Annotated in this window: 18 protein-coding genes; 4 read left to right on the top strand and 14 right to left on the bottom strand. The window is 36.9% G+C overall.

Annotated features, from left to right (window positions below; all coding sequences use genetic code 11):
• The 3 genes from BUA97_RS16685 to BUA97_RS16675 form a co-directional block, all read right to left on the bottom strand.
• Positions 1-442, bottom strand: a 442-nt coding sequence (locus tag BUA97_RS16685; protein ID WP_139258385.1) for an HlyD family secretion protein, incomplete at its 3' end; no start/stop codon positions are given.
• 10 nt (positions 443-452) lie between these two features.
• Positions 453-1,787 carry a TolC family protein gene (locus BUA97_RS16680; RefSeq protein ID WP_073000575.1) on the bottom strand — a complete coding sequence of 445 codons (1,335 nt, stop codon included), beginning with the start codon at positions 1,785-1,787 and terminating at the stop codon, positions 453-455.
• A complete protein-coding gene (locus BUA97_RS16675) occupies positions 1,774-2,034 on the bottom strand; it encodes a hypothetical protein (protein WP_139258383.1) in 261 nt (86 codons plus the stop codon). The genes BUA97_RS16680 and BUA97_RS16675 overlap by 14 nt, the downstream gene beginning before the upstream one ends.
• Positions 2,035-2,123: 89 nt before the next feature.
• Between BUA97_RS16675 and BUA97_RS16670 the strand changes: the two genes are divergently transcribed.
• Positions 2,124-2,903 carry a helix-turn-helix domain-containing protein gene (locus BUA97_RS16670; RefSeq protein WP_073000570.1) on the top strand — a complete coding sequence of 260 codons (780 nt, stop codon included), beginning with the start codon at positions 2,124-2,126 and terminating at the stop codon, positions 2,901-2,903.
• 64 nt (positions 2,904-2,967) lie between these two features.
• Here the strand turns inward: BUA97_RS16670 and BUA97_RS16665 are convergent, their stop codons facing one another.
• The 3 genes from BUA97_RS16665 to BUA97_RS16655 form a co-directional block, all read right to left on the bottom strand.
• The gene (locus BUA97_RS16665) at positions 2,968-3,354 is read right to left on the bottom strand and encodes a VOC family protein (RefSeq protein WP_073000567.1); all 387 of its coding nucleotides are present in this window, start codon (positions 3,352-3,354) and stop codon (positions 2,968-2,970) included.
• A 459-nt stretch (positions 3,355-3,813) separates the two neighbouring features.
• Positions 3,814-4,269, bottom strand: coding sequence for a DinB family protein (locus tag BUA97_RS16660; protein WP_073000564.1), 456 nt, complete (start codon positions 4,267-4,269; stop codon positions 3,814-3,816).
• A 386-nt stretch (positions 4,270-4,655) separates the two neighbouring features.
• Positions 4,656-5,420, bottom strand: coding sequence for a helix-turn-helix domain-containing protein (locus BUA97_RS16655; protein WP_073000562.1), 765 nt, complete (start codon positions 5,418-5,420; stop codon positions 4,656-4,658).
• Positions 5,421-5,612: 192 nt separating this feature from the next.
• Here BUA97_RS16655 and BUA97_RS16650 point away from each other — a divergent pair, with 192 nt between their 5' ends.
• On the top strand, positions 5,613-7,955 hold the full coding sequence (locus tag BUA97_RS16650) for a TonB-dependent receptor domain-containing protein (protein ID WP_073000559.1): 2,343 nt from the start codon (positions 5,613-5,615) through the stop codon (positions 7,953-7,955).
• A 69-nt stretch (positions 7,956-8,024) separates the two neighbouring features.
• Here the strand turns inward: BUA97_RS16650 and BUA97_RS16645 are convergent, their stop codons facing one another.
• From BUA97_RS16645 to BUA97_RS16610, 8 genes are all read right to left on the bottom strand, one after another.
• Positions 8,025-9,086: a linear amide C-N hydrolase gene (locus BUA97_RS16645; protein ID WP_073000555.1), complete on the bottom strand. Its 1,062-nt coding sequence runs from the start codon at positions 9,084-9,086 to the stop codon at positions 8,025-8,027.
• Between the two features lie 805 nt (positions 9,087-9,891).
• Positions 9,892-11,412: a T9SS type A sorting domain-containing protein gene (locus BUA97_RS16640; protein WP_073000552.1), complete on the bottom strand. Its 1,521-nt coding sequence runs from the start codon at positions 11,410-11,412 to the stop codon at positions 9,892-9,894.
• 785 nt (positions 11,413-12,197) lie between these two features.
• Positions 12,198-13,265 (bottom strand): cytochrome-c peroxidase, encoded by a 1,068-nt coding sequence (locus tag BUA97_RS16635; RefSeq protein WP_245795965.1) that lies wholly within the window; start codon positions 13,263-13,265, stop codon positions 12,198-12,200.
• Between the two features lie 83 nt (positions 13,266-13,348).
• Positions 13,349-14,749: a DUF6850 family outer membrane beta-barrel protein gene (locus BUA97_RS16630; protein ID WP_139258381.1), complete on the bottom strand. Its 1,401-nt coding sequence runs from the start codon at positions 14,747-14,749 to the stop codon at positions 13,349-13,351.
• A 139-nt stretch (positions 14,750-14,888) separates the two neighbouring features.
• Positions 14,889-16,100 (bottom strand): DUF4876 domain-containing protein, encoded by a 1,212-nt coding sequence (locus tag BUA97_RS16625; RefSeq protein ID WP_073000536.1) that lies wholly within the window; start codon positions 16,098-16,100, stop codon positions 14,889-14,891.
• Between the two features lie 11 nt (positions 16,101-16,111).
• Positions 16,112-18,853 (bottom strand): TonB-dependent receptor, encoded by a 2,742-nt coding sequence (locus BUA97_RS16620; protein ID WP_073000533.1) that lies wholly within the window; start codon positions 18,851-18,853, stop codon positions 16,112-16,114.
• A gap of 393 nt (positions 18,854-19,246) precedes the next feature.
• Positions 19,247-19,420, bottom strand: coding sequence for a hypothetical protein (locus tag BUA97_RS17215; RefSeq protein WP_175546230.1), 174 nt, complete (start codon positions 19,418-19,420; stop codon positions 19,247-19,249).
• A 180-nt stretch (positions 19,421-19,600) separates the two neighbouring features.
• A complete protein-coding gene (locus tag BUA97_RS16610; protein WP_073000528.1) occupies positions 19,601-21,043 on the bottom strand; it encodes a serine hydrolase domain-containing protein in 1,443 nt (480 codons plus the stop codon).
• 756 nt (positions 21,044-21,799) lie between these two features.
• Between BUA97_RS16610 and BUA97_RS16605 the strand changes: the two genes are divergently transcribed.
• Together BUA97_RS16605 and BUA97_RS16600 are read left to right on the top strand one after the other, a co-directional pair.
• Positions 21,800-22,243: a JAB domain-containing protein gene (locus BUA97_RS16605; protein WP_073000578.1), complete on the top strand. Its 444-nt coding sequence runs from the start codon at positions 21,800-21,802 to the stop codon at positions 22,241-22,243.
• 463 nt (positions 22,244-22,706) lie between these two features.
• Entirely contained in the window at positions 22,707-23,894 is a 1,188-nt protein-coding gene (locus BUA97_RS16600; RefSeq protein ID WP_073000526.1) for a DUF3945 domain-containing protein, read from the top strand.
• Positions 23,895-23,971 lie beyond the last annotated feature (77 nt).

Genomic DNA, 23,971 nt, shown 5'->3' with positions numbered 1-23,971 from the left:
CCAGTAGATTTTTATAACGGTCAAATTCTTTTTGCTGCTGGTTCAATCTTGCTTTAGCTCCTGCCAATTGTGCTTTTATAACCTCAATACTTTTACGTTGCGTTTCTTCGTTCGCCGTCAAAATAGGTAATTTGGCGTGTGAACTCATGAGCTCTGCTAATGCAGCGTCTTTTTTCAGTCCATACTCGTCCAACTCAATGACCAAAAGCGTATCACCTTTTTTAACCAACTGATTGTCCTTGTAATATATTTTGCTGATATAGCCACCCACTTTTGCGTTTATAGGTGACAGGTAAGCATCTACTTGTGCATCATTTGTCTGTTCATAGCGATACCCTTTTAAGAAATAGATAGCTCCCCAAATGATGATCCCTACGAATAACGCAATTCCCAACCATTTAGTTAGGCTTACAGTAATTTTATCTGTTTTATTTTTGTTCATAATAGTTGTATTAAAGAATTCCTATAATTGCCAATAGTCTGATATGGGTTAATTTTACGTTCGTTTGTACTGTTGTCAGATTAAATTTTGCTTCTAATAAAGCATTTTCTGCTTCCAAAAGATCGGTCAGCAGAGATTCCTGATTTAAATAGCTACTTCTGATGACCCGGACGGTCTCTGTGGTTTTAATGATATTTTGTTCAGCCATTTCCAGACTCTCCAAAGCCTGCTGCTCCTGTAAATAAGCTTCTTTTACCTGAAGAGAGATTTCGTCCTTCTTCATTTCTGCTTTTTCTTTGGCCTGAGTGCTGACAACCTGGGCACGGGCGATTGTATTTTTGCTTTTGTACAAATTATCAATAGAATACTGTACTTTAATTCCTGTCTGACCAAATCCCCACAAGTCGTTTGAATACGGATAAAAGGAGATCTGTGGATAGTTGTAATTATAGTTAGAGTATAAAGAAACTTTAGGCAATAACGTAGCTTTTACCTGCTTTACGTTCAGTTCGCTCCATTTGATGTCGCTATTTACTATTTTGTATTCAGGAGATTTGTTGAAAGCAATTTTTACATAATCATTGAAGTCACCGTCTTTGATCGCATTTAATTCAATTAGATCTTCGTGTTGTATTGCTAATTCGGTATCATTTTCACGTCCCATCAGAATATTGAGCCTTTGTTTGACTACTTCAATCTTCTTAGTGACGTCAGAAAGATTAAGTTCCAGTTGGGATAATTTCACGGAGGTTCTCAGTACATCACTCTTTAGCACGGTACCATTCTTATGCAGACTTTCAATAAGTGATAATTGTTTTTTTTCTGCTTCAATCTCTGCATCAAGAAAATCATAGAAATGCAAGAACTTATATAGATCAAAATAAGCAATAGCGACATTATATTTTATACTGTGCTTTTGCAGGTCCACTTCATATTGTTTCCGCGTCTTCTCTTCCTTTTTCAGCTCGATATTCCTTTTATCCTTACCGCCATTGTACAGGTTAAAGTTTAAGTTGTAGCCTAATCCGTAACCGTAGCCTTTTACCGGCACATCCTGTGGAGAAGAGAATATTCCATTGTCATAGATCAGGAATTTGGAATTGAGTTTTAAATCCCCACCTATCGAAAGTTCCGGCAGCAAACGTTCTTTGGCTTCCAATATCTCTATTTTACTTTGCTGGAGATATAGGTCAGATAGTTTCAGCTGACGATTATTCTTTTCGGCAACTTTCCATATTTCTTCCAGACTTAGGGGTTGGACATTTTTGATATGCTGAGCGTAAATAAAGGGTGAAAATAAGAGTAACAGTATGCCCAAAATCGGGACAATCTTATATTGTTTCATTAGTTTTATTTTTATAAATAATTGGTTTCTTTCTGTTGTCCAGCCATTGTTTTAGTATCTTTCTCAACCCATCAAAAGCAAAGCTTAAATCGGTCAATGGCATAAAAGGATTAAAATAGGCGCAAACCATCCAATAGATATTTGCTTTATCAATTTCTTCGGGATTAGGGAATTGATATTCAGATTTATGGGTTTGTATTTCAAGCTCAAGATTTTTATCCTTTTTTAGATTTTTATGTTTCATCATAAGTCTGTTAATAATTACACAGCAAAATTATCAAGCACAGTATTTTATGTTTTTATATAATTAGCCTAATATTTGCTATATTTGGCCACATGGAAACTCTTGACCAATTAATACAAATTGTGGATCAAAATCCTGATTCCGTCCTCGTGATGCGACAGCAGACGGAACAGCGTTTACCTGCTCATCAGCACAATAAGGCTCAGTTACTATTGGTTTATGGCGGGATTGCTTACTTACAGACAGAGGAAAAGGATTTTTATATCCCATCTAACCATTACATATGGTTACCAAAAAATTATCCGCACAACCTGATGTTTAATACACAGGATCTGCACATTATCAATATTTACTTTCCAAACAAAAGATCGGATAGTTTTTATAATGAACTGGGTATTTATCCTGTTAGCAAGTTGCTGGCAGAAATGCTCTCATTTAGTGGTAAATGGCAGGGTGATTATTTTAAAGGTTCATGGGAATTTGAATTTTTGACCACGCTTAAAAGCGTATTATCAAAGGAAAACCTCAAAAAATTCTCCATTCAACTTCCTACAACGGAAGATCAAAGGCTGAATGCCATCATCGACGGCTTTAGAAATCGATTAAATGAAGATCTAAGTTTAGATAGTATTGCGCAACAATCAGGAATAAGTGTGAGAAGTTTGACCAGATTATTCCAAACGAAATTGCATATCACTTTTGTTCAATACTTAAAGATGCTGCGTATCATCAGAGCGATGGAATTGATAAAAGATACAGATCTGAACATGACCGAAATAGCCTATGAAATAGGATATTCGAATATAGCTGCATTTAGCAATAATTTTCAGCAGCTGACCAATATGAGACCTACGGAATTTAAAATGAAATAAACAGTAAGATTATAGTTGTTTTTAACTATAATCTTATGCTGGAATAGCTCATAGCTAAGTTGTATTATCCGACAATGGCCTTAAATGGATCAACACTTATTTCTATCATCAACTTTTCAAAAAAGAAATAGAAACCGAACGTATTCCTAATTTTCTTGGGTTCACTTTCAAATTGTAAGTCAGCTTCCGTTTTTAGCTTTTCATAGATATCCCAAACTGCTTGCTCATCCTTCTGATAAAATCCGATGTGGAAATTCTCAGGATATTCAAGCATATTTTCCTTGTGGTTCAATTCCTGTCCCCAAACAACTAATGCAAAATTATGGTCGTTTTCCAGAACTGCCATTTTGCTGTTCCGATTGACAATTAAACTAAAACCTAGATGATTTGTAAATAAATTTACAGCTTTATTTACGTCCTGTACAACGATGTTGATGTGGTTTAAATTCATTTTGTTCTTTTTTTAATTACAGAACAAAATTACTTTTCAGGCATCAGGCTCAATTGGATAAATCGGTCGTTTTCGTTTTTATTTAAGATAATTGGTTTTACTCCTGCAAACTTTTTCACTTCCCTGATAAAATGGGGCTGGTCTGCATAATCGAGTTGGGGTAGAAATCACTATAATTCGTTCTTTTTCTTCATCAGAGTGGTTTTTTACCATCCAGATACTTTCAACGATATTCGTTAGCGGTTCGTCGGGTTGAATACAGATATAGTCTAATTTATTTGTTGGGAAATACATTTTAGTCAGGATGAAAATAAATACACATTTACAAAATTATAAAGTGATCCTTACAATTAGGTCTTATTAACTGTAACATATAATCAAAAGCATTTGTCAAGTTTTTAATTGAGTAAATATTCTAAAAATAAAGGTCCAATGTAATATAACTCCAGGAATATTGTTTTAAACAAATTTTCTTATACTTAGCATATATCCTAAATGCATTCCTTCGTGATAATTATTAGACTCAAATGCATCATTGATCGAAGACAAATGGAATCCTGTTCCTGTCGTCCTTTCATTGTAATTTATAAAAATACCCTTTAGAAAATCATCTATTGTGGGCTCAATGAGAGAAGTCAAGAGTGTTTTCAGTTCATCAGCTTCTTTTTGAGGAACAAATGCATCTGGTTTGGTCCCCGATTGATATTTAGTTAACAAATTGTTAGAAATATATCCCGGGAGATTAGAACCTCTATAGATCAGTTTTTGTTGTGTTACGATGATATGTCCAATATGCCAGATAAGATTATTGTTGAAACCATTTGGAATTTTGTTAAGCTGATCTAATGAATAATTTTCAAAGTAACTTAAATAGATTTTACGACTTGTTTCCCATGTTTTAAATAGTGCTTCCATACGTTAAATATATTTGAATTTAGCTGCAATTGCTCATTTAATTACAAATGCTGCATTACAGGATAATCTGTTTGTAAAGTTCTAAATTTTTTTTCTACTGTGAGTTATTAAATTCAACATTGCCTCTGTATTTTTCAACGCCACCAATGTAAAGAACAGACTTTTTGGAATCATATTTATAACGATCATTTTGATACAGATCATTATTCGCTCTATTTAATATAAATGTATTATGATGACCAGCATCTTGTGGTAAAAGAGCTCAACCTTGGATTGATCATCACTAAACAGAATAAAAGCATAAAGCTACTGCCTCTTCTACATCTTTTACGACCATATTGATATGATTTAAATTCATTTTTAATATATTTTATTTAAAAACAAAATTAACCTCTCTTCATAAGGCTCAATTGGATAAATCGGTCGTTTTCGTTTTTGCTTAAGAGGGTAGGTTTTACTCCTGAAAACTTCTTGACCTCCCGGATGAAATGGGATTGGTCGCCATAATTCAGCTCAGGATAAAAATTTCCGTTTTTCAACTGCTGTAGCGAATTTGAAAAGCGGATAATGTTAAGATATGATTTTACGGTGATACCCAGCCATTTATGAAAATATCGGCTCATCTGTCTGCTGCTCCACGATGATAGTTTTGCAAGTTCACTGACGGTGGTCTCTCCCTTTGATGTATATATGTGCTCAAAAACTGCCTTCTTTTTTCTGTCGATCTCTTTTGTTTGGTGTGAGGAAATGATGTGGGAGGCCTTTTGATAAAATGACTGAAAGTCGGTGAGGTCATCTTTTGAAAAGCCCCAGTAATCATCTGGTAATATCTGTCTGTGATCTTGTAAACCTGCAAAACATTGTCTGAAAATATATTCAGCAGCCAAGGGATAGAAACTGACGGCAAACATTGTTGATCTCGGAAAAGGTGGCTTAAGCACAGGATGAGAACAAATTCCGGAAATGAAAATTTCAAATGGTTTATTTTCAGCAGCAAAAAGGAACAGATCAATTTTTCCGTCCGGAACGATAATGCCCTCAGTTTGCTCGTTCGAATGATTTTTAACCATCCAGATACTTTCCACCAAGTTTTTGAGTGGACTTTCGGGCTTAAGGGAAATATATTCTAATTGATTTCCTTGCAGACTCATTTCTTTTAGGTTGATCTGTGGTAAAAATATAAATTTATCAGCTAACTGCCTAAGATATGTATCTTAGTAATACTTCCTTCAGCCAGTTTTCAAAGCTAGATCATTCACCCTATATTATAAAAAAAACAGAGCTTCAATGTAACAAGTTACAGCGTAGGGTTGTCATTGTAGAAGAACCTCAAAAATGACACCATGCTGAAAGTAACATCATCAGTTTTACTCCTGATACCTTTATTCGCTCTATCGCAAAATATCAACGGAACGGTCAAAAAATCCAAAAACATCATTTCTTATGCAGAGATCATTGCCAGTAAAGATCAGTACAAACAGTCAACGATCTCTGATGAAAAGGGTCATTTTAATTTGAAACTGGCTGAAAACGGAACATATAACATTGAGTGCGTTTACGATGGAAAAACACTCTATCAGGGAAAAATTGAGGTCAACGGTAATATCAGCTATGACCTTTTGATTGCAGGTGCAAACGAAAAGCAAATTGAAGGTGTAACCGTAACAGCCAGGAAAAAGCTGATTGAGAGAAAAGCAGACCGCCTGATCTTTAACGTATCCAATTCTGTAGCATCACAGGGGATGGACGGCTTGCAGGCATTGGACGCCACACCACAGATCAAAGTGGATGAAAATGCAGGGATAACGATGGTTGGAAAAAGTGGGGTTTCAGTAATGGTAAATGAGCGTATGCTGAACCTTTCCGGATCTGAATTAATTAACTATCTAAAAAGCCTTCGGTCGGAAAATATTGAAAAGATCGAAGTTATCACGGCACCGCCTGCCAAATATGAAGCGCAGGGCAACAGCGGCCTCATCAATATCGTTTTGAAGAAAAATCAAAACCTGGGATGGAGCGGAAGCCTCACCACCAGCCTGTTTCAGACCACTTACACAGGTGTTTCGAACTCTGCAACCGTAAATTATCAGAACGAAAAGTTAAGATCTTCGTTAAAACTGAGGCAATATGACAGCCAGAAACATTCTACTGAAAATTACAGGATCGTAGGTTTGGATGGGCTGAATAGTTCTGACGACAGAAGAGATTTCTGGAAAGGCACAGGTCTCAATTTCAGTTCGGATTATGAGATCAATAGCAATTCCGGTGTTGGATTCGTAATTGATTACGGAGCCGGTAAATCCGGAATGGATATTACGAACACCTCGGATTATTTCCAGAATCAAAATTATACGAATACCTTGTCGACCTATGCAGAACATCGCAATGATAACAGGCAGGCCACGGTAAGTGCCTATTATGATGTCAAGTTTGGGAAACGCAGCAACAAGCTGAGTGTAACCGGTAATTATTTCTCCAACACACCGGGCAGTAATATCGATTTTACCACTCAGGATAACTCCGGTAATTCCTACGTGGTGAGAACGCCATCTGAACTGGATTATAAAATCTATTCCGGTCAGGCCGATCTCACAATTCCGTTTGAATTTGCAAAAACAGAGGCCGGGATTAAATTTACCAATTTCGATAACAATTCAGATCTGCAATACCAGAATCGTATTGGCCAGGCATATGTGACCGATGCTCTAAAGAGTGACCTATTCAATTATAATGAAAAAAATTATGCTGCCTATCTGGGAATGGAAAGACAGCTCAGCGAAAAATGGACGGTTAAAGCAGGGTTACGGTATGAATATTCCACCATTAGCGGTAACTCGGAATCATTAGGGCAAAACTCGGAAAATTCATATGGCAAGTTTTTTCCGACGGCTTACCTGACATACAAAGCTAATGATAATAATACCTTTAATATTAATTATTCCAAACGGATTAACAGACCAGGGTTCCGTGCGCTCAATCCATTCCGCTGGTATACGAACATCAATTCCTACTATTCAGGAAATCCTGCGCTCAACCCATCGGTCAATCATAATTTCGAATTGTCATACCTGTATAAAGGAAAATTGTCTGTTTCCACTTATTTCCAAAGGGAACTGAACGCCTTTGCGCAGTTGGTTATATTGGAAGGTGAGAACAAGACCAGTAATTTTTACAATTTCTTTAATAAGAACAGTACAGGCATCTCTTTGAATTATTCTGATACCTTCTTTAACTTTTGGGAGGCCAGCTACTCTGCGGATCTCTCTCATATGAAAACACAGGTTTTTGCTACCGATGCCGCTTCCAGAAAAGGAAATAGCACCAGCTTTGACATCAGAAACACTTTTTCCTTCACCAAAGATAAGAGCGTTCAGCTCCTGATGAATTATTGGTTCCGTCTGCCTTCCAGTATTGGTAATACTTACTCTTATTTTGTAGGTAATTTAACGGCCGGGTTAAAGTTGAACCTGATGAACAAAAATCTTCTGATGAATATCTATGTCTCAGATATTTTCAGGCAAGGCAAAAGTCATGGTGAGATCTATTATGTAGATTCTACCCATTATTTTGATAACTATTACGATGGCAGAAACCTTTCCGTTTCGCTGACCTACAACTTTGGAAACCGCAAAGTAAAATCAGGAGGAAGGCAAGTATCATTTGATGATAAGAATCGGGCTAACTAACAGCAGCAATATTGCTTTGAAAAACATATAAATAAAAGATACTGTATTAATAAATTTTTAAAAAGTGTATTAGGATTTCGGCAAAATGGATTCAAAAAATCTGGCAATGTTCTTTTTTAGTTTTTCGAATAAACTTGAATTTCCAAACTCTTTATTATCATAACCAATCGGAAATCCTTTCTCAACATATTCATTATTTTTCTCAACCGTAAGATTTTGAAATCCACTATTGACGATTCCGTTTTGATCAGTATGAATATCCAAATATTTCACAGCAGCGTCTTTAGAGAAATCCAGCTTTTTGATATCGATGGTTTTTATTTCTTTTTTAAGATCCGATCTGAAATACAGATTCATGGTCCTGGTATCGATAACCGTCTGCCATTCGCCGGGATGTATTGAATTTAAAATATTCCAGGCATAGTCCACAGGCTTTTCATCATACGTATAATTTTTTAGCATATAATAAGCACGGTTATAGCGGTCTTCCCATTTTTTGCTTTGTTCAAAATCAAACTTTTCATGTCCGCCAAGAAAATCAAACTTTTTAGCAGCTGCTAGATCCTTATGGTATTGATTATTGCATAGGAGAGGCATCGGCATTTCCTTATTCGTCAGAACCGTATACTTACCGTTCAGTAAGGCGATCGTTGCGGAGTTTCCTGCTGCATCGGTCAGGAAGAAATGACTGCCGGCCGCATTAGGCCACCAGTCGATATTAGGGCTGTCATTCAGGTGATTGATTACCTCCCTTACCGTTTTGTAGTTGTCAAGCTGGTATTGGATCCACTGGGCCCAAAACATGTTTGCTTGCTTAGGATTATATACTTTACTGGTTTCTTCCAGGTATAATTCAACTAAAAAAAGACCTTTTTCATTGACGCCATAGCAGGGAAAATCGTAGCCTAAAAGATTGAAGGTAACGGATCCGAATTTTGAAGTCCATTGTTGATGAGGTTGAAGATGGACTGTTGTTAAGTTTTGCCAGCTTATGTTCCTCTTAGGCACATCACGTTTATTCACTACAATCATTCCCGGCATTGTTTTCCAGTTTTCATTGAAACCCACGACGTTATGATTTTTACCTGTCAGCAAAAAAGCCGAGCACGCCTGACTTTGGACCGGGTACATTAAAGCACAAATTATAATAGGGTGGAGAAAGGAAATTTTCATAAATGAATAATTTTATTGATTATTGGTCAGTAGCAATGAAGATAAACCTTAGGCCATATAAAGTGACAATTTATTAGATGTTAAACAACATATGTGATATGTTTGAGCATTTTATAGCATGTTGTATCAAAATATATATGGATTGAAAATTGCTTCATTGCTAAACGCAAATATATCATAATCAAACATATCAGATCAATGGTTATTTCTAACCAAAACTGACTATGATTAGTTGATTATTCTGGTATTGTGTTAGTCAGGAGTTTACTACCACGTTTATAAAATAAGCCGCCAGAATGCTTTCTGTTAAAACAGGAAGATTCCTGTAAATGCCGATGTTTCCTGAAAGTTGTAACTGCTCATCGTTTTTATTAAAAGCAAATTTAGTTTATCTGATTATTTTTTAGGTCAGAAACTTATTCTGATTCTTTATAATCTATATTCTTTTTATCAATCCTGCATGATAAAATTACTGATCCAAGAGATGATGAATTCATATCAGATTTGTTAATTAGGATTGATGGAAGTAACTGATCATCATTTACAGCTTACATTTACTTCGGCGGTCGCCTGATTTTCTATAGCAAATCTATCCCGTTGTCCCTGCTGAAAAAAATCTTTTTGGGTATCCGTGATCGGAAACAAAGATGAAGATGTGATGTTCTGCGCAGTCAGATGTAGACCAAAAAAAGCAGTGATGGTTGATCACTGCTTTAGTATTTAAGAAAAGCACAAATTACAAATCTATACTATTGAAATCTCATTATTTGACAATCAATTTTGCTGTGTTATTATTAACCTTGACGATGTAAACACCAGATGATAAATCTGAGGCATTTATTCTAGAGTTTTCTGCATTGACAAATACTCTTTTCACAATTCTACCTAGTTCATCCAAAATTTCAACCTTTTGATTATTATTCATTTTTTTAGAGTCCAAAATCATAAAATAATCCTTTGCAGGATTTGGAGATACAGAAAATTTACTTTCTGATAAGGTTTCGCTTGTACTCAAACTTGGCAGATTAATGAATCTTGCAATCGAAGACGTGTCCTTGAGACCGCCGGTGTAACCTGCAACCAATACTCTTCCGTTAGGCTGTAAAACTACCGTTCGACCATAACTTGATAATCCATCAAAATTAACAAGCACTTTACCATCGTTGCTGAAACTTGTGTTTAGAGTTCCGTTACTGTTGAAATTAAGGAGATAAAAATAAGTACTTCCTCCCGTTACTGTGGTACCGACGGCATAGATCTTTCCTGTACTGTCAAGATCCAATTTTGCGATAGGACTATCATTGCTGGAATTATCAACATCTACAACTACTCGGCCATTTGTACCAAATGTCGTGTCACGCGTTCCGTTTAAAGAAAGTTTATATAGTGCCGCATCCACATCATTACTACTACCTCCTACAAGAATTGAATTATCAGGGAGAAAATAAAAAGTACCGAATTGAAAACCATTATCCGGCAAGAAAGTTTTTTTCCCGCCTGTTCCGAAAGAAGTATCTAAAGATCCGTCTGGCAGTAATATACACCACGCTATATTACTAGGCTGTGAACTGCCCCCAATCAGAATTCTGGAATCACTTAAAATTTTTATTTTCTTTGCTTCCTCTATATTTGTCCCAAAGTCCACCGTAACCTTGCCATCATTGCTAAAATCAGCATCTAATGAACCATCTGTATTCAGTCTTGCAATTGAGTACTTATAGTTATACAATCCTGCGACAACTATTTTACCATCAGGCTGCAAAGCAATATCATTCAGCGCATAGTTATTTGATGAAGATGTAGTTAAACCAGTCATTGCAAAAATACTTTTCCCTTGATTCCCAAAAGTTGTATCTATTGCTCCATTTGAATCCAATCTAAGTACTCCAAGGTAATATCTACTAGAAATTGCACCAACAATTCCACCAACAAGAATTTTACCGTCAGGCTGTATTTTAACAGACTGTGCTTCATCATAGTAACTTCCTCCACTCATATCGAAATTCAAAAAGCCATTAGTTGCAAATGATGTATCAACACTGCCATTTGAATTAAACCTAGCAACATAAAAATTTGCGGTGCCGAGAGAAGTTGTAGATAAACCAACAGCGACTATTTTCCCGTCAGGCTGAACTGCAATATGATTAATAAGCTGTCGGTAGAAAGTAGAAGAAGTTGTTTTTCCACCAGTACCAAAGCTGGAGTCAAGAGAACCGGGCGTCTGACCGATAAAGGATCCATAAAATATAAACAGGATACTTAATAAAATAATTTTTCTAATCATAACTATTAATTTTGAGTTTGCAAATATAGTAGTTATATCTATAGATTGGTTTAGGTAACAACTTTATTTATAATTACCGCCAACAATATTTATTTGTTTTGAGGCCTACCTGCATATGACACTAAAACAAGTGTTATAATCAATAATTATTCAAAATCTAACTCGTAGGTTTTGTCAAGGTTGACAAGTTTAATACTTCTCACATTATTATTGTATATACCGTTTCAGAATCCGGTCATATTTCAATTACTATTATTCCATATGAGGCTTCCTGATTTTCTATAGCAAATGTATTCCATTATCCCTGCTGAAAAAATCTTTTTGGGTATCCGGAAGCGAAGCTTCCCAAACCCACCGTAAAAATATTTCAAACTTCCATCAATGTTCTATCTTATTGTTTTCAAGGAATTGATTGCAGTTTTCCTTGTGCCTGCCTGAATGGTGTATCTGCATAGAAAAGTCAGAAACCTCACAAGATGTAAAGGCAGTTCATTGAAACTTTGTGTATCGCCCAATCAATACTTATTTGTTATCGTGTTGTTCAGCATCACAGGTTTCAATTCTAATTGCATATTTCGAAACCGTCAAAAACTGCAGTGATTGTGGAAGTTTAATTGCTTTTGGCAATAAGATAAGTCCGTAGGCAAATTTTTTTATATTATATAATTAAAACCTATTTCTTTTTAAGTGTTTTGAAAAAATTTTAGTTAAGGATTACGATATTATATGAAGTGAAAGCCACTGAATGATTTTAGTAAATTTCTAACTTGTATATATACATTGTATTATTTCACAGGAAACTCAGGTCTTCTCATTTTATATTTGGTGCCGTTCAGCGATTCCAAAAAAGAAATTAATGCCGATTTTTCTTCCTTGGTCAATTTTAATGGTTGTAAGAGAGAATCAGTGACCGGATACATAGGATCATTTTTTTTCTGTTCCGGTTTGGGATCTATCATATGCATTCCGCTATTGTAAATGTTAATAATACCTTCCAAATCATCAAAGAGTCCGTTATGCATCCATGGTCTTGTAAGATTTAAATCCCTCAATTGTGGTGTTCTGAATTTGCCTACATCCTCAGGTCTTTTGGTGACGTTGTATAGTCCCAGATCCTCATATTCTCTTTTATAATAGGTAAGTCCGATATTGTGAAAAGATTCATCGGTCAGGTTTTGGCCGGAGTGGCAATTCATACAACGTGCTTTGGTTCGGAATATGTGCATCCCATAAATTTCTTTGTCCGATAAAGCGCTATATTTACCATCCAGAAACTGATCGAATCGACTTGGCTGACTTTTAATAGTTCTCTGGAAGACTGACAATGCTTTCACGATTCTCTCGTAGGTTACTTTATTATCTCCAAAAGCATTTTTGAAAAGTTCTGGATAACCTTTTATTTTTTTGATTTTCCCCGGGAGTTTTCTGATGTCCATATTCATCTCGTGATGTGCACCAAGTGGTCCTGAAGCCTGTTCTTCCAAAGATTTGGCACGTCCGTCCCAGAAAAATGATTTTCTATTGGCGATATTATAGAGCGAGATGGTGTTCCTGTTTCCGCTGATGTGATCATTTCCTAAAGCGGTACGCCTTCTATCTGTCCATCCCATTTCCGGATCGTGGCAGGAACTGCAGGATATCTGATCAGATTTAGAAAGCTTCGGGTCAAAGAAAAGCATTTTTCCTAAGATAACTTCCGGACGATCCTGTTCCTGGAAATATAGTGAATCCCTTTTGATAGATGAAAACTCTTTCCAAGACACGCCATAATGGATCGTCGGCTTCGGCCATTCAGAAATAGCCTTTTTATAACTTTTTACAATCTCCTCAAGGGTGGGGTCGGGATTGTCCATTAGATCTTGTCCAACTTTTGGTGTAAAACTGAATAGTATTAAAATGAAAACTCCGAAAATTGTTAAAGAAAGTTTTTTCTTACTTAAAATGTTATACCTAAACATAGAGCTGAAAAGTTGTTGTGTTTACTAGTTATGATCTGTGTGATCCAATTGGCGCTGACAAAGAGAGCTGGAAGGTTACGAATTCTAAAATCATAGCGTGCAAATAAGCCTACTGTTGAACTGTCACTTGCCAGAATGCTGAAATCGTCATTGATCCATTCGAGTTTTCCAGAACTTACATTTTTGTCCAATGCATTAATTGCTGTACTAATATTGCGGTGTGAGTAACTTGGTCTGAATGTCAAAACCTGATCTTTATTGATCTCCACCTTTAGATCCAAATCTAAGCCTACAGTATATTTATGAAATTTTTGACCTGAAAAGGGATAGATCCTTCGATCAGTTATTTCATGGTAAGAAAAAAATGGAACTGCTGTGAAAGTGTACTTTTTTTGACTCAGCTGATACAATGCTTTGAAGGTCGTTGTGTATCGCTCTTTTTTATAAGCTTTCCTTTTGAAGATCAGCTCTGTGTTATCAGAATTACTAGTATAGCCGTATTCAGTTCCGGTTCTGATCTCTGAATCATAGTTTAAAATCAAACCAAATCTGTTGTTTTGGAAGGTAATGAATTTAGCCGCTTCGAAATATGACCTTTGATTTTCAAGATCACTTGTGTCATAATAGCGATTGCCGATTTTGGGTTTTATGCTTTTTATATTATTGGACGATGAAAGAGTTCCTAATACGTAAAAATCTTTTCCTTGCTGATTGGTGATCTGTCCACCTATTTTATAACCAATCTCTTCAAACTGTGTATCGAGACTATTACTGAAAAAATAATTATCATAGCCAAAACCAATCGATTGATAGACTATCGGGAAACTAACCTCATTGACAAAAGCTACCAAACTGTTTTGTGTATACTTGTTAAAATCACCAAAAATTCCAATTTGAAAGTTACGGTAAAATCGATAGTTGATACCTGTGGAAAACAGAAGGTCTGAGGTAGTATTTTTCATTCTGGGATCTCTTGATCGGGAAGCCATCTGGGCTTTATAAGTTCCAGAAATCCCTAGTGAAAACCGGTTCAGTTTTTTAGCATATCCGCCCGAAAAATGGTACGTTTCAAGGTCAATATTTCCGCCAATGGAATCCAGTGTAACGTAAGGTGTTATTCTTTCAAGATCTAAATTTTCATTGTAACGACTGCTTTTTCTGTTGATATTACTATAGGACGCATGTCCCCATACTGCGCTGTTAGATTTTAATTTTTTAAAAGAATCAGTATTTACTACAAGACCCGTATCTCCGGAGCCTAGCTGCCGAAGATAAATCTTCTTATTCTCAGATTGATAGTTCAGGCTGAACTCTGACATTGACAAAGAACTATAATCCGGCATGTTAGCCGGATTATAGTAAAATTTATTGGTCACCATTCTTTCCACATTATATTGATTGTTTAATGTTTTAAACAGGTTTAAGCTATCCTGAGCTGACACAAAATTCAAGCTGAAAAAAAAAGAAAGAACACTAAAAAATTTTGATTGATCCATTATTGAAAATAATCTTCAAATCTTATCTGACGATACCATTTTTTAAACTTGGTTCAGAATTTCGTACAAAGTCTGCAGTAGAATTATTGGTATCTTTATAGAGATTTTTACCATTAGACATTAGTCCCAGAACTTTTCTTCTGACTGTTTTTCCGTTGTATCCAGGAGACGCACTCGTCCAACCTGCGTCTATGGAAGGTGCTGTCAAAATCTGAAGGAAGTCATTGTCACGGCTTGTATTTAGTGCATCTACGATCCAGCTATTTGGGATTTTGTAAATACTTTTATTAGTCACTCCACCAGCAGAGTTGGTATAAGAATAATCGTATTTATTTTCTGCTAGGAAAGTGGATGCAGTCTGTCCCTCAGGTAGTCTGGCCAAAGCATATCCTTGCTGACTTGTTGTATATAGGAATATCATATTGTAAGTCATTTGTGTGTATGCAATTTCCATATTTGGAACTCCGGGATTATCAACCTGGCCTAATGTCGGGTTCGTAGAGGGAAATTCGAAATCAGCCTTTGTCAGGTCAAAGCCATTTGAAGCGGCATGATTGATGGCATTATCTGCTACAACGATAAAGCTTCCTGGTTGAACCGGATGTTCTTTCCCAGATCCCGGAACGATCATTACAGCACTGATAGGAAATGCCTGATCAACTATATTAGGTGTTACGGATCTTGCAACAGTGGTGAAAAATTCTGATGTCGCAATCATTAGCCGGTCTGCATAAAGCACATCATTTGTATTATTTGTGATCTTGAAATAACGGGAGTTATTATAGTTTTTACCGTCATTGGTTTTTACGCCGGCGAAGAACACTTCTTCAATGATAAAATCATTGTTGAATTGTTTGATGATCAGAGGTAAGGACAGGTTGACGACGGCAGTATTGATATCCTTCTGACCAGTTGCACCAACTTGAACTTCTTCGTTTTCTGTTGTAATGACAGTTCCGTTGGCCGTAATTTTATACGAGCCGAATGGCAGTTCAAAGGAATATGCGCTTGCATTTTCCAGCGTTTTCTTAATGATTGCTCCCGAGTTAGTTTCAAGGATTTCCAGATCTACTTTTTTGTAGGTGGCAATGTTATTGCCTGTCAATGTGATTGTAAGCACACTTTTCTGTGCCACCTCTGTCCCGAAGTCGTCATTATCGCTTGAACACGATATACTGACTGATGAAATCGCTACTGCAGCCAAGAAGCCCATTGATAAAATTGTTTTTTTCATAATATATTAAATTAAAAATTATAATTGAGTTCCATTCCGAAGTAAGGCCTGTTTCCAGCCTGACGTTCGATTTTGTTGCCTAAAAAATAGTAGGGATGTTCATAATTAAATAATCTATTGACAAACATTGACGTCCTGAGGCTTTTATAAATTATTTTCGTGACTTTAAAATTTGCTCTCAAAGTATAGGTGTACCGTGTCGAAATATTGTCAGTCACAGAGACATTTCTGACGAGCCACTGTTTGTAAAGATCTGTTCTGTCTTCTTCCTGAAATGCTTGTACAATGCCATCTAATCCGACATAAGAAATAGGCTCAGGAATTCGCTGGTCCTTTTTTTCGTAATTATATAAGGAACCCTGTAGTGAAGCGGATATGATCAAACCTAGGTTTGGGATGTATGTATCGATCATCAGATTATAGTTCAGATTTTCGTTGATGTAACCGAGGTCACTCTGATAAATGCCGTAATAAGGCAGATTGCCTCCTCCTATGGAAATTGTAGGTCGTTCTAAAACAGGGACGGTATTTCTGTATTGTGTCTTGAACCAGGCTCCTGATAAGGTAAATTTTGTATTGATGCTTTTGATTCTAGGTGAGCTGTAACCAAATTCAATCCCGTCTTTGATTGTTGCACTTCCGTTTTCCGTGATCGTATAATTTCCGAATTCCCTAATTGTCTCGTATGGAACATTGCTTAGATCTGGCCCGCTTTCTCCCCACTGTGATGGATCGATGTAAGCAGTATTGTATTTTTTATACGTGTGGATCTGAGTTTGCAGCGTACTTCGAAATCCGTTTTTAAGATCTTCCCTGAAATAGGTTATAAAGAAGTCGTGACCTCTATAACTTAGATCAAGGCGGATTTCCTTTTTAATATTTTTTGCTGCGGTAAGATCTTTATTTTCGCGGTTCTGTGTATATGTCATAAAGTTCACATAACGATACTTTTCATCATTATGATAATAATTGACCTGTGCATAATCAGTATATCGGCTATTGGGATATAGCATCAAGAGCGTCGGCTGTTTGTATAAAACTCCATATCCCAAAGTAATATTAGTGATCAGGGGATGGTCATCAATTATCCAATGAGGTAAATTATACTGAAAATTGATCCTGGGTTCAGTGAATACCTTTCTGCTGAGACTGTAAGCGTTATCGATGCCCAAAAGTTTGGAGATCCTAAAACCTGTGTATAAGGAAAATTGATGTTGATTCAAATTGTACAACATCTGGTTGCCTATGTAGGCTGCCAGATTTTGCCAGGCTGGAATATCAATGAAGGGCCGGGGCCTAGTTCCGATAGTCGCTGACGGGGGCGTCGTTAAATCCCATTGCTGGCCTTTTCCGAAATTTTTGGAATACTTCCAGTCCAGGCCTATTTCGTATTGATTATTCAGGTTCCCGAATTTTCTGCTACCTGATGCCTGAGCAACCAAAGAAAGGTCCAATGGTTTGCCGTCGGTAGAAGATTCTGCGATATATCTCGTGCCGGGATAGATTCCGATATTTTCACCTGGAACTGTTGCCAACGAAAGGGCTCTTGGACCGGAAAGTTGTACCAACTTTACTTGTTCGATACTTTCATATCCCTGCCTGATCGCTGTGTTTAAAGTAAACTTATCAAAAAAGGATTTGGCATCCAGCTTATATATAAAATTATTTGTTAAGCTGATTCTCTGGTTTGAATTTTTATATGAATCTGTTAATGAATAACCTGTATCGGGATCGTATTTCTTTTTATCAATGTTATTGGAAAGGTCAATGTTGGATCGCCATTCCAGCGGTCTCTTCCAAAGATTGGTAGTTAGTCTGGAACGTAGTGATGCTGTCAGGCGCTGGTAGTTTTCAAATTCATCCGTTGGATTCTGTTTAGCATCCAGAAAGTCTAGATTAGCATTCAGACTCCAGTTTTTACGGATCAGAAAACCTTTTCCCATATAATATTGTTTACTGAATCCGTCGGCTTTGAATCTTGCTTCTAAAGGGGAACGTCCTATCTTCCTTTCAATTTTTACCAATCCGGATGTTAAATCACCGTATGCTGCGGAAGGGATACCACGGATTATTTCGACCTTTTCTATATCATTAGTCGATATGGTTCTCATATCTGTTCCTATAGATGTGGTATTTCTGTTTGCGGCAGCCTGCATCATCTGATCATTGTCAATAGAAGTCTGAAGATTGGCATTAGTATTCCAGACATTGCCGTCTATCATAAACTGTATGCCTAGGGAGGTTGTATTATAAGAAGATGGTCCTCCTGTATTTTCTCTCAACACGATTCTGTTGGAACTGTTTAGGTTAGGATCCCTGGACAGACCACCTGGTAGAAGCTCCATAAGATCAGAAAAGCTGGAAGGCTGCAAGTGTTGCATTGCTTGCCTGTCAATTACTGATTTGCTGGTCAAACCCTTTCCTTCTTTAGCTGTAATCACAACTTCCTCAATTTTCGTCTCCTTATTCAATTGCACCGTGATAGTTTCTGATGAATCAATTGTCAGGTAAAGTTCTTTTTCCTCATAATTTTTTAAAATAAAGGATATTATCTGCTTTCCTTTTGGAAGTATTATTGTTGCTTTACCTTCTCCGTTCGTATAGGCTTCTGTTTGCTGATTTTTTACGGTGACGCCTGCAAGCGGTTGCTTGAGATCGTCAGAAACTTCAAACGTGATTTTAAAGGTTACGGATTGCGCATAACTTTGGATTGAAAATATTATTAAAGAGAATACAAGTAAATATCTGAACACGCTTCACGTTTAAATTGGAAGTGCAAAAATATTATTTTGAATGACTTTCACAAAGTTTATTTAGAATAATTTAAAATAATATAATATGATTTTTATCTTGTTTTAGGTTCATCCTTGTTACCTTTATAATTAAAGGTATTGCAATTTGATATACATATTAGCCTAAAAGATAAATGTTTAAATAATATCCTGACAAATATTTAACTTCATTGGATTGGAACTGACTTTTAAAAAGTAAGTCATTCCAATTAGGAGCTATGCCCGTGAGGCTGTCCGATTTTCTATAGCAAATGTATTCCGTTGTCCCTGCGGAAAAAAATGTTTTTGGGTATCCGTGATTGGAAATCCCGGAGCCTCCGCAAAAAGATTTCAGGCCTGCATCAATATGACTTCTTATTGTTTTTTGGAATTGATTCCGGTTTTCATTGGGACTGCCTGAATGGTGTATCTGCATAGAAAAGTCAGAAACCTCACAAGATGCAAATGCAGTTCATTGAAATTTTGATCCTTATGATTACCCTTTGTATCAGGCCTTATATTCAATCCATTTCCCTGTACTATAGCCATTGTGGAACATCCGTTAGGAGGAACTCCTTTTTGTAATATGGGAGAGCGGCTGCTTAGGTTATCTAAAATCCATAACTTTTAACGAAATTTGTGAGTATTCCAGTGACATAGTATTCGTTATAGATCGGATCCATTCTGTAAAGCTATAAAAAGAGCTTGATATAATTATAAAATACAATATCAATTTGATAAAGAAGATAATTTTTCCAAAATCTTTTTGCCGTTTTCATTTTCCGGATTTAGTTCTATGGATTTTTTGTACATCTCAATGGCCTTGTTTTTATCTCCTATCTTTAATAAGATCTCTCCGTAGCTGTCATAGACATTCCAGCTATTTGGGAATAGATAGACATTTAGTTTGAAAATTTCTAAGGCTTCTTTTTCTTTTTTGTTGGCCATCATTCGGTACGCCCAGTCGTTCAGCTCGGACTCGTTCGGATTGAATGAAGGATTTGTTTTTTGTTCTTTTTTTACAAAATCGATTGCGTTATCAAAACCTATTTCTCTGATATTTTTTCGTAAATAGGTTAAAGGATCTGCTTTTACAATATCCGCATTATAACAACCTGCAATCTCTTCAACAAAATCTTCGGGGCTACATCCAGCGAGATTGGTTAGCACGATGATGGCCAGATTATCATCCGGATATACCATGATCACAGATCTGTTTCCTCCTGACATTCCTACTGCGCTGTGTTTTTTTCGTGTCTTTGTAATTCCCCAGCCTCTTGCCCAGTTGGTCGATGTCCCGTTATTGAATTGGGCGAGTGACCACATCATATCTAAAGTGGCCTTGTTTTTAAGCAAGCGACTTGATTGTAAGGCGATGAGCCAATTGGCCATATCTTCTGCTGTACTGTTGAGACCAGATCCGGTGCGAACGAAATCTGGAAATTCTGTATAGGTATTGGTCAGTTTTGCTTCACCTGGTTTTCCATCAAAGTAACTGTTGTAGCGATAAGATGGCGCGTAATTTTGAATAATGTCCCTTGAATCTCCGAATACCGTATTTTTAAGATGAACAATTTTAAGTTGATTTTCCTCGAAATTTGTGGCAAAAGGTTCTTTGGTTAACTTTTCAATAATTTTACCTAGCAGATAATAATTGGTTTGATTATAGCTGAACTGTTCCCCTGTTTTAAATTCCAAAGGGAGTGTTTTAAGTTTTTCCCAAATGGCTGATTCTGTCTTCAACGGTCCGATATTTCCTGTCATTGGATCAAGGAGTTGCAGAATGTCAGGCAATCCTGAAATATGGGTCAACAGCTGGTCAACGGTGATCTTCTGCCATTCATTAGGTAAGTCATTCAAATAGTTACTGATCGGATCATTCAATTTGATTTTATCCCTCTCAACCAATTGCATCACGGCAACGCCGGTAAAAACCTTTGTATTGGAGTTGATAGGGAAAATAGTTGTATTCGTGACAGGTATATTATTTTGTAGATTGGCCATTCCATAGGATTGGCTTAAAACAATTTTTCCATTTTGTACAACGGCGATCTGCAATCCCGGTATTTTCCGTTCCTTCATTTCCCTTTGAATGATCTCATCAACATTGGTTTTAGTTTGCTGAGCAAAAAACTGTGCTGAAATAAATAGAAGTAAAAAGTAGATTCTCATAATAATGAGACAATTGCAAGTGACCTTTTGTTACATCATTTATCACGATGTACCAATAAAACACTAATCTGTTTTAATTTGACTTTTAAAGATCAGTACCTCCGACTATCTTCTTTTTAACAATTGTATCCGGCTCCGAAAAGTCATATTATCGCAGATATAAAGTTGATAAACTTCCTGACATATATTCCTTTTATTGGATTACATGGAATTAAAGGGATGTCATTCCAAGTGCCCTTTATGCCCGTGAGGCTGTCTCATTTTCTATAGCAAATGTATTCCGTTGTCCCTGCTGAAAAAAATCTTTTTGGGTATCCGTGATCGGAGATCCCCGGAGCCTCCACAAAAAGATTTCAAGCCTCCATCAATATTCTTTCTTATTGTTTTTTGGAATTGATTGCAGTTTTCCTTGTGCCTGCCTGAATGGTGTATCTGCATAGAAAAGTCAGAAACCTCACAAGATGCAAATGCAGATCATTGAAATTTTGATCCTTATGATTACCCTTGGTATCAATCCGTATATCTGAAATTAGGATAGAGTATTCATCATCAGATATTATTATACAAGTTGTATCAGATGATTCTATCTGTAAAAATGGATGATGCCATCTGTAAAATATAAAATACCCACTCGTAAAATGAATGATATGATAAGGTAAAAAAGAAAGGTCAAGATTTCCTTCAAGCTGCAATGTACAGGTTTTTTAACAGCAGGTGCAGGAAAAACAGGTCTCCGCCGCACACGGAGCAAATCAGATGAAATTCAATATTGTCAACGAAATTAAGCTGAGCTATTCAAGAAAGGGGAATTGTGAAAGGTCGATATCGTCATCGAGAGAGGCGGTGGAAGTATTCAGGGCGCACTTTGATGAGGATGAAATGGATTACAGGGAATCGTTCTTTGCGCTGTATCTGAATCAGGCGAATAGGGTTTTGGGTATTAAGAAGATTTCCGAATGCGGAATTTCTTCGACATTGGTGGATGTGAGAATCGTGATGCAGGCGGCCCTGCTTTGCAATGCTACTGCGCTCATTGTTGCCCATAACCATCCTTCCGGAAATCTTAAGCCGTCCTCATGTGATATTAAAATGACGTCCCAGATTAAAGAAGCGGCAAAGATTCTTAATATTTCCCTGCTGGATCACGTGATTCTGACTTCGGATTCTTACTTATCATTTGCGGATGATGGGTTGATGTAAAGCAGTCGGTGGCTCTCGCACTTTATGGGTTAGGTCTTATGTCCGGTGATAGCGGAGTTGGCTACTGTCTGAAGTTACACTGTGACTAAGTTAATGACTTAACGCCATTGTTGAAACGCTTGCATAAACAGTTGTTAGACGTATCAAAATCATTAGTAAAAGAAATCACCAGGCATCAATACGCATTTAGAAAGCAATACGTTGTTTCGCCTGATACGCCTTTAGAAGTAAATAGATCTTTATTGGAAGGATTTTTTCGAAGATCGGGGAGTGAGAAGTTGATTAGTTGTTATTCAGACATCATGCTCAACTTTTATTATTTAAAGCATAAGTCGGACTGCAATGAGCTGCCGGGATCGAAAGCGAAATATCAAATAACAGTAGCAATCATTTTTACAGGCATTGTCCCTGTTCGGAAATCATATAAAAACAAAACAATAATTAAATATTAAAAATCAAAATCATGAACAATACCGGAAATCAAACAGCAGGTTCAGAAATCAGTACTTTGTTGGTGCTGCGTCACCAAAATAATACCGTTGGTGTGGTACAGTCAATCAGTGCAGGCGGGGAGGTCATAGATGTAAGGCCTGAAAATAAGGATTCGGATGCGGTGATGCGAATTAATGCTTCAGAACATTCATTTGCGGAGTTCTATGCCGATTTTTACCGTCGGCTTAAAGATCCTGAAGACTACTCATTTTTTAAGGTGCGGGAATTTGAAGCTTATGAAGCGGCTGTAGGGTTGCAGTCCTATTTGTCTGATTCGTCAGCCGCCGAGAAAGAACATCTGAGGCAGTATGAAGTATCCATTGATGCGGTAGAGTCTTTCAGAAATAATAAGATTTTTCAAAGTGATGGGATTGCAGGGAAGAATACTACTGATAAGAAATTGTCTTTTGTGAAACACAATGCAAATTACCGCTTTCAGGTTGAAGATGTGAACTGGGATTCGATATCAGAACTGAGCCTGGATATGGATATTTTAGAGGAGCTGGATGCGTTGGAGCCGCTGTTGAGAGGATTTAAAACGCCGATGCTGGTTCCGTTACGGAACGATGACGGTGAAGAAGGTAATTGTGTTGATGCACGGTTACAGTTGAGGCTGGATGAAAATGGGGAGGTGGTGCTTCATGTGCATCGGGTACAGAAAAGGGTAGATTTCAGGAAGAAGTTTATGGGACATAAGTTTTCAAAGGAGGACAGAATGAACCTTATGAATTCAGGAAATATGGGGAGGGTGGTGGATCTTTTGAATCCCGTGACGGGTGAGATTGTTCAGTCGCTGGTGAGCCTGGATCAGCTTACCAATGAATTGTTTTCTTTGAGAATGGAATTTGTGAGAATTCCGAAAATGATATGTGGCGTGGATTTAAGTGCAGAGCAAAGGGAGGTTCTTTGTTCGGGAAAACCGTTGTTTGTTGAAAATATGGTTTCCAGACATAACAGGCTTTTTAATGCGACGTTGCAGTTTAATGCGGAAAAGCAGTGGCTGGACTTTTTCTTTAACCGTAAATTGAATGAAGATGGTTTTGAATGGTGTGCTCCTGCAACTTTCAGAGGTGTTACGCTTCGAACGTGGCAGATGGAAAAGCTGAAGGCAGGGGAGACGTGCTGGAACACAAGTTGGAATGGATATCATTATTCTTAAAAAATCCTCTCAAAAAAGTAATCGGGATATCTCCTCTTATTTTGAAAAAAATACAGAAAACATTTTGGGTGAGATCC

This window comes from Epilithonimonas mollis (assembly GCF_900142325.1).
Classification (GTDB): Bacteria; Bacteroidota; Bacteroidia; order Flavobacteriales; family Weeksellaceae; genus Epilithonimonas; species Epilithonimonas mollis.
The sequence above is the reverse complement of the archived record's forward strand: the minus strand, read 5'-3'. Positions and strand labels throughout refer to the sequence as shown.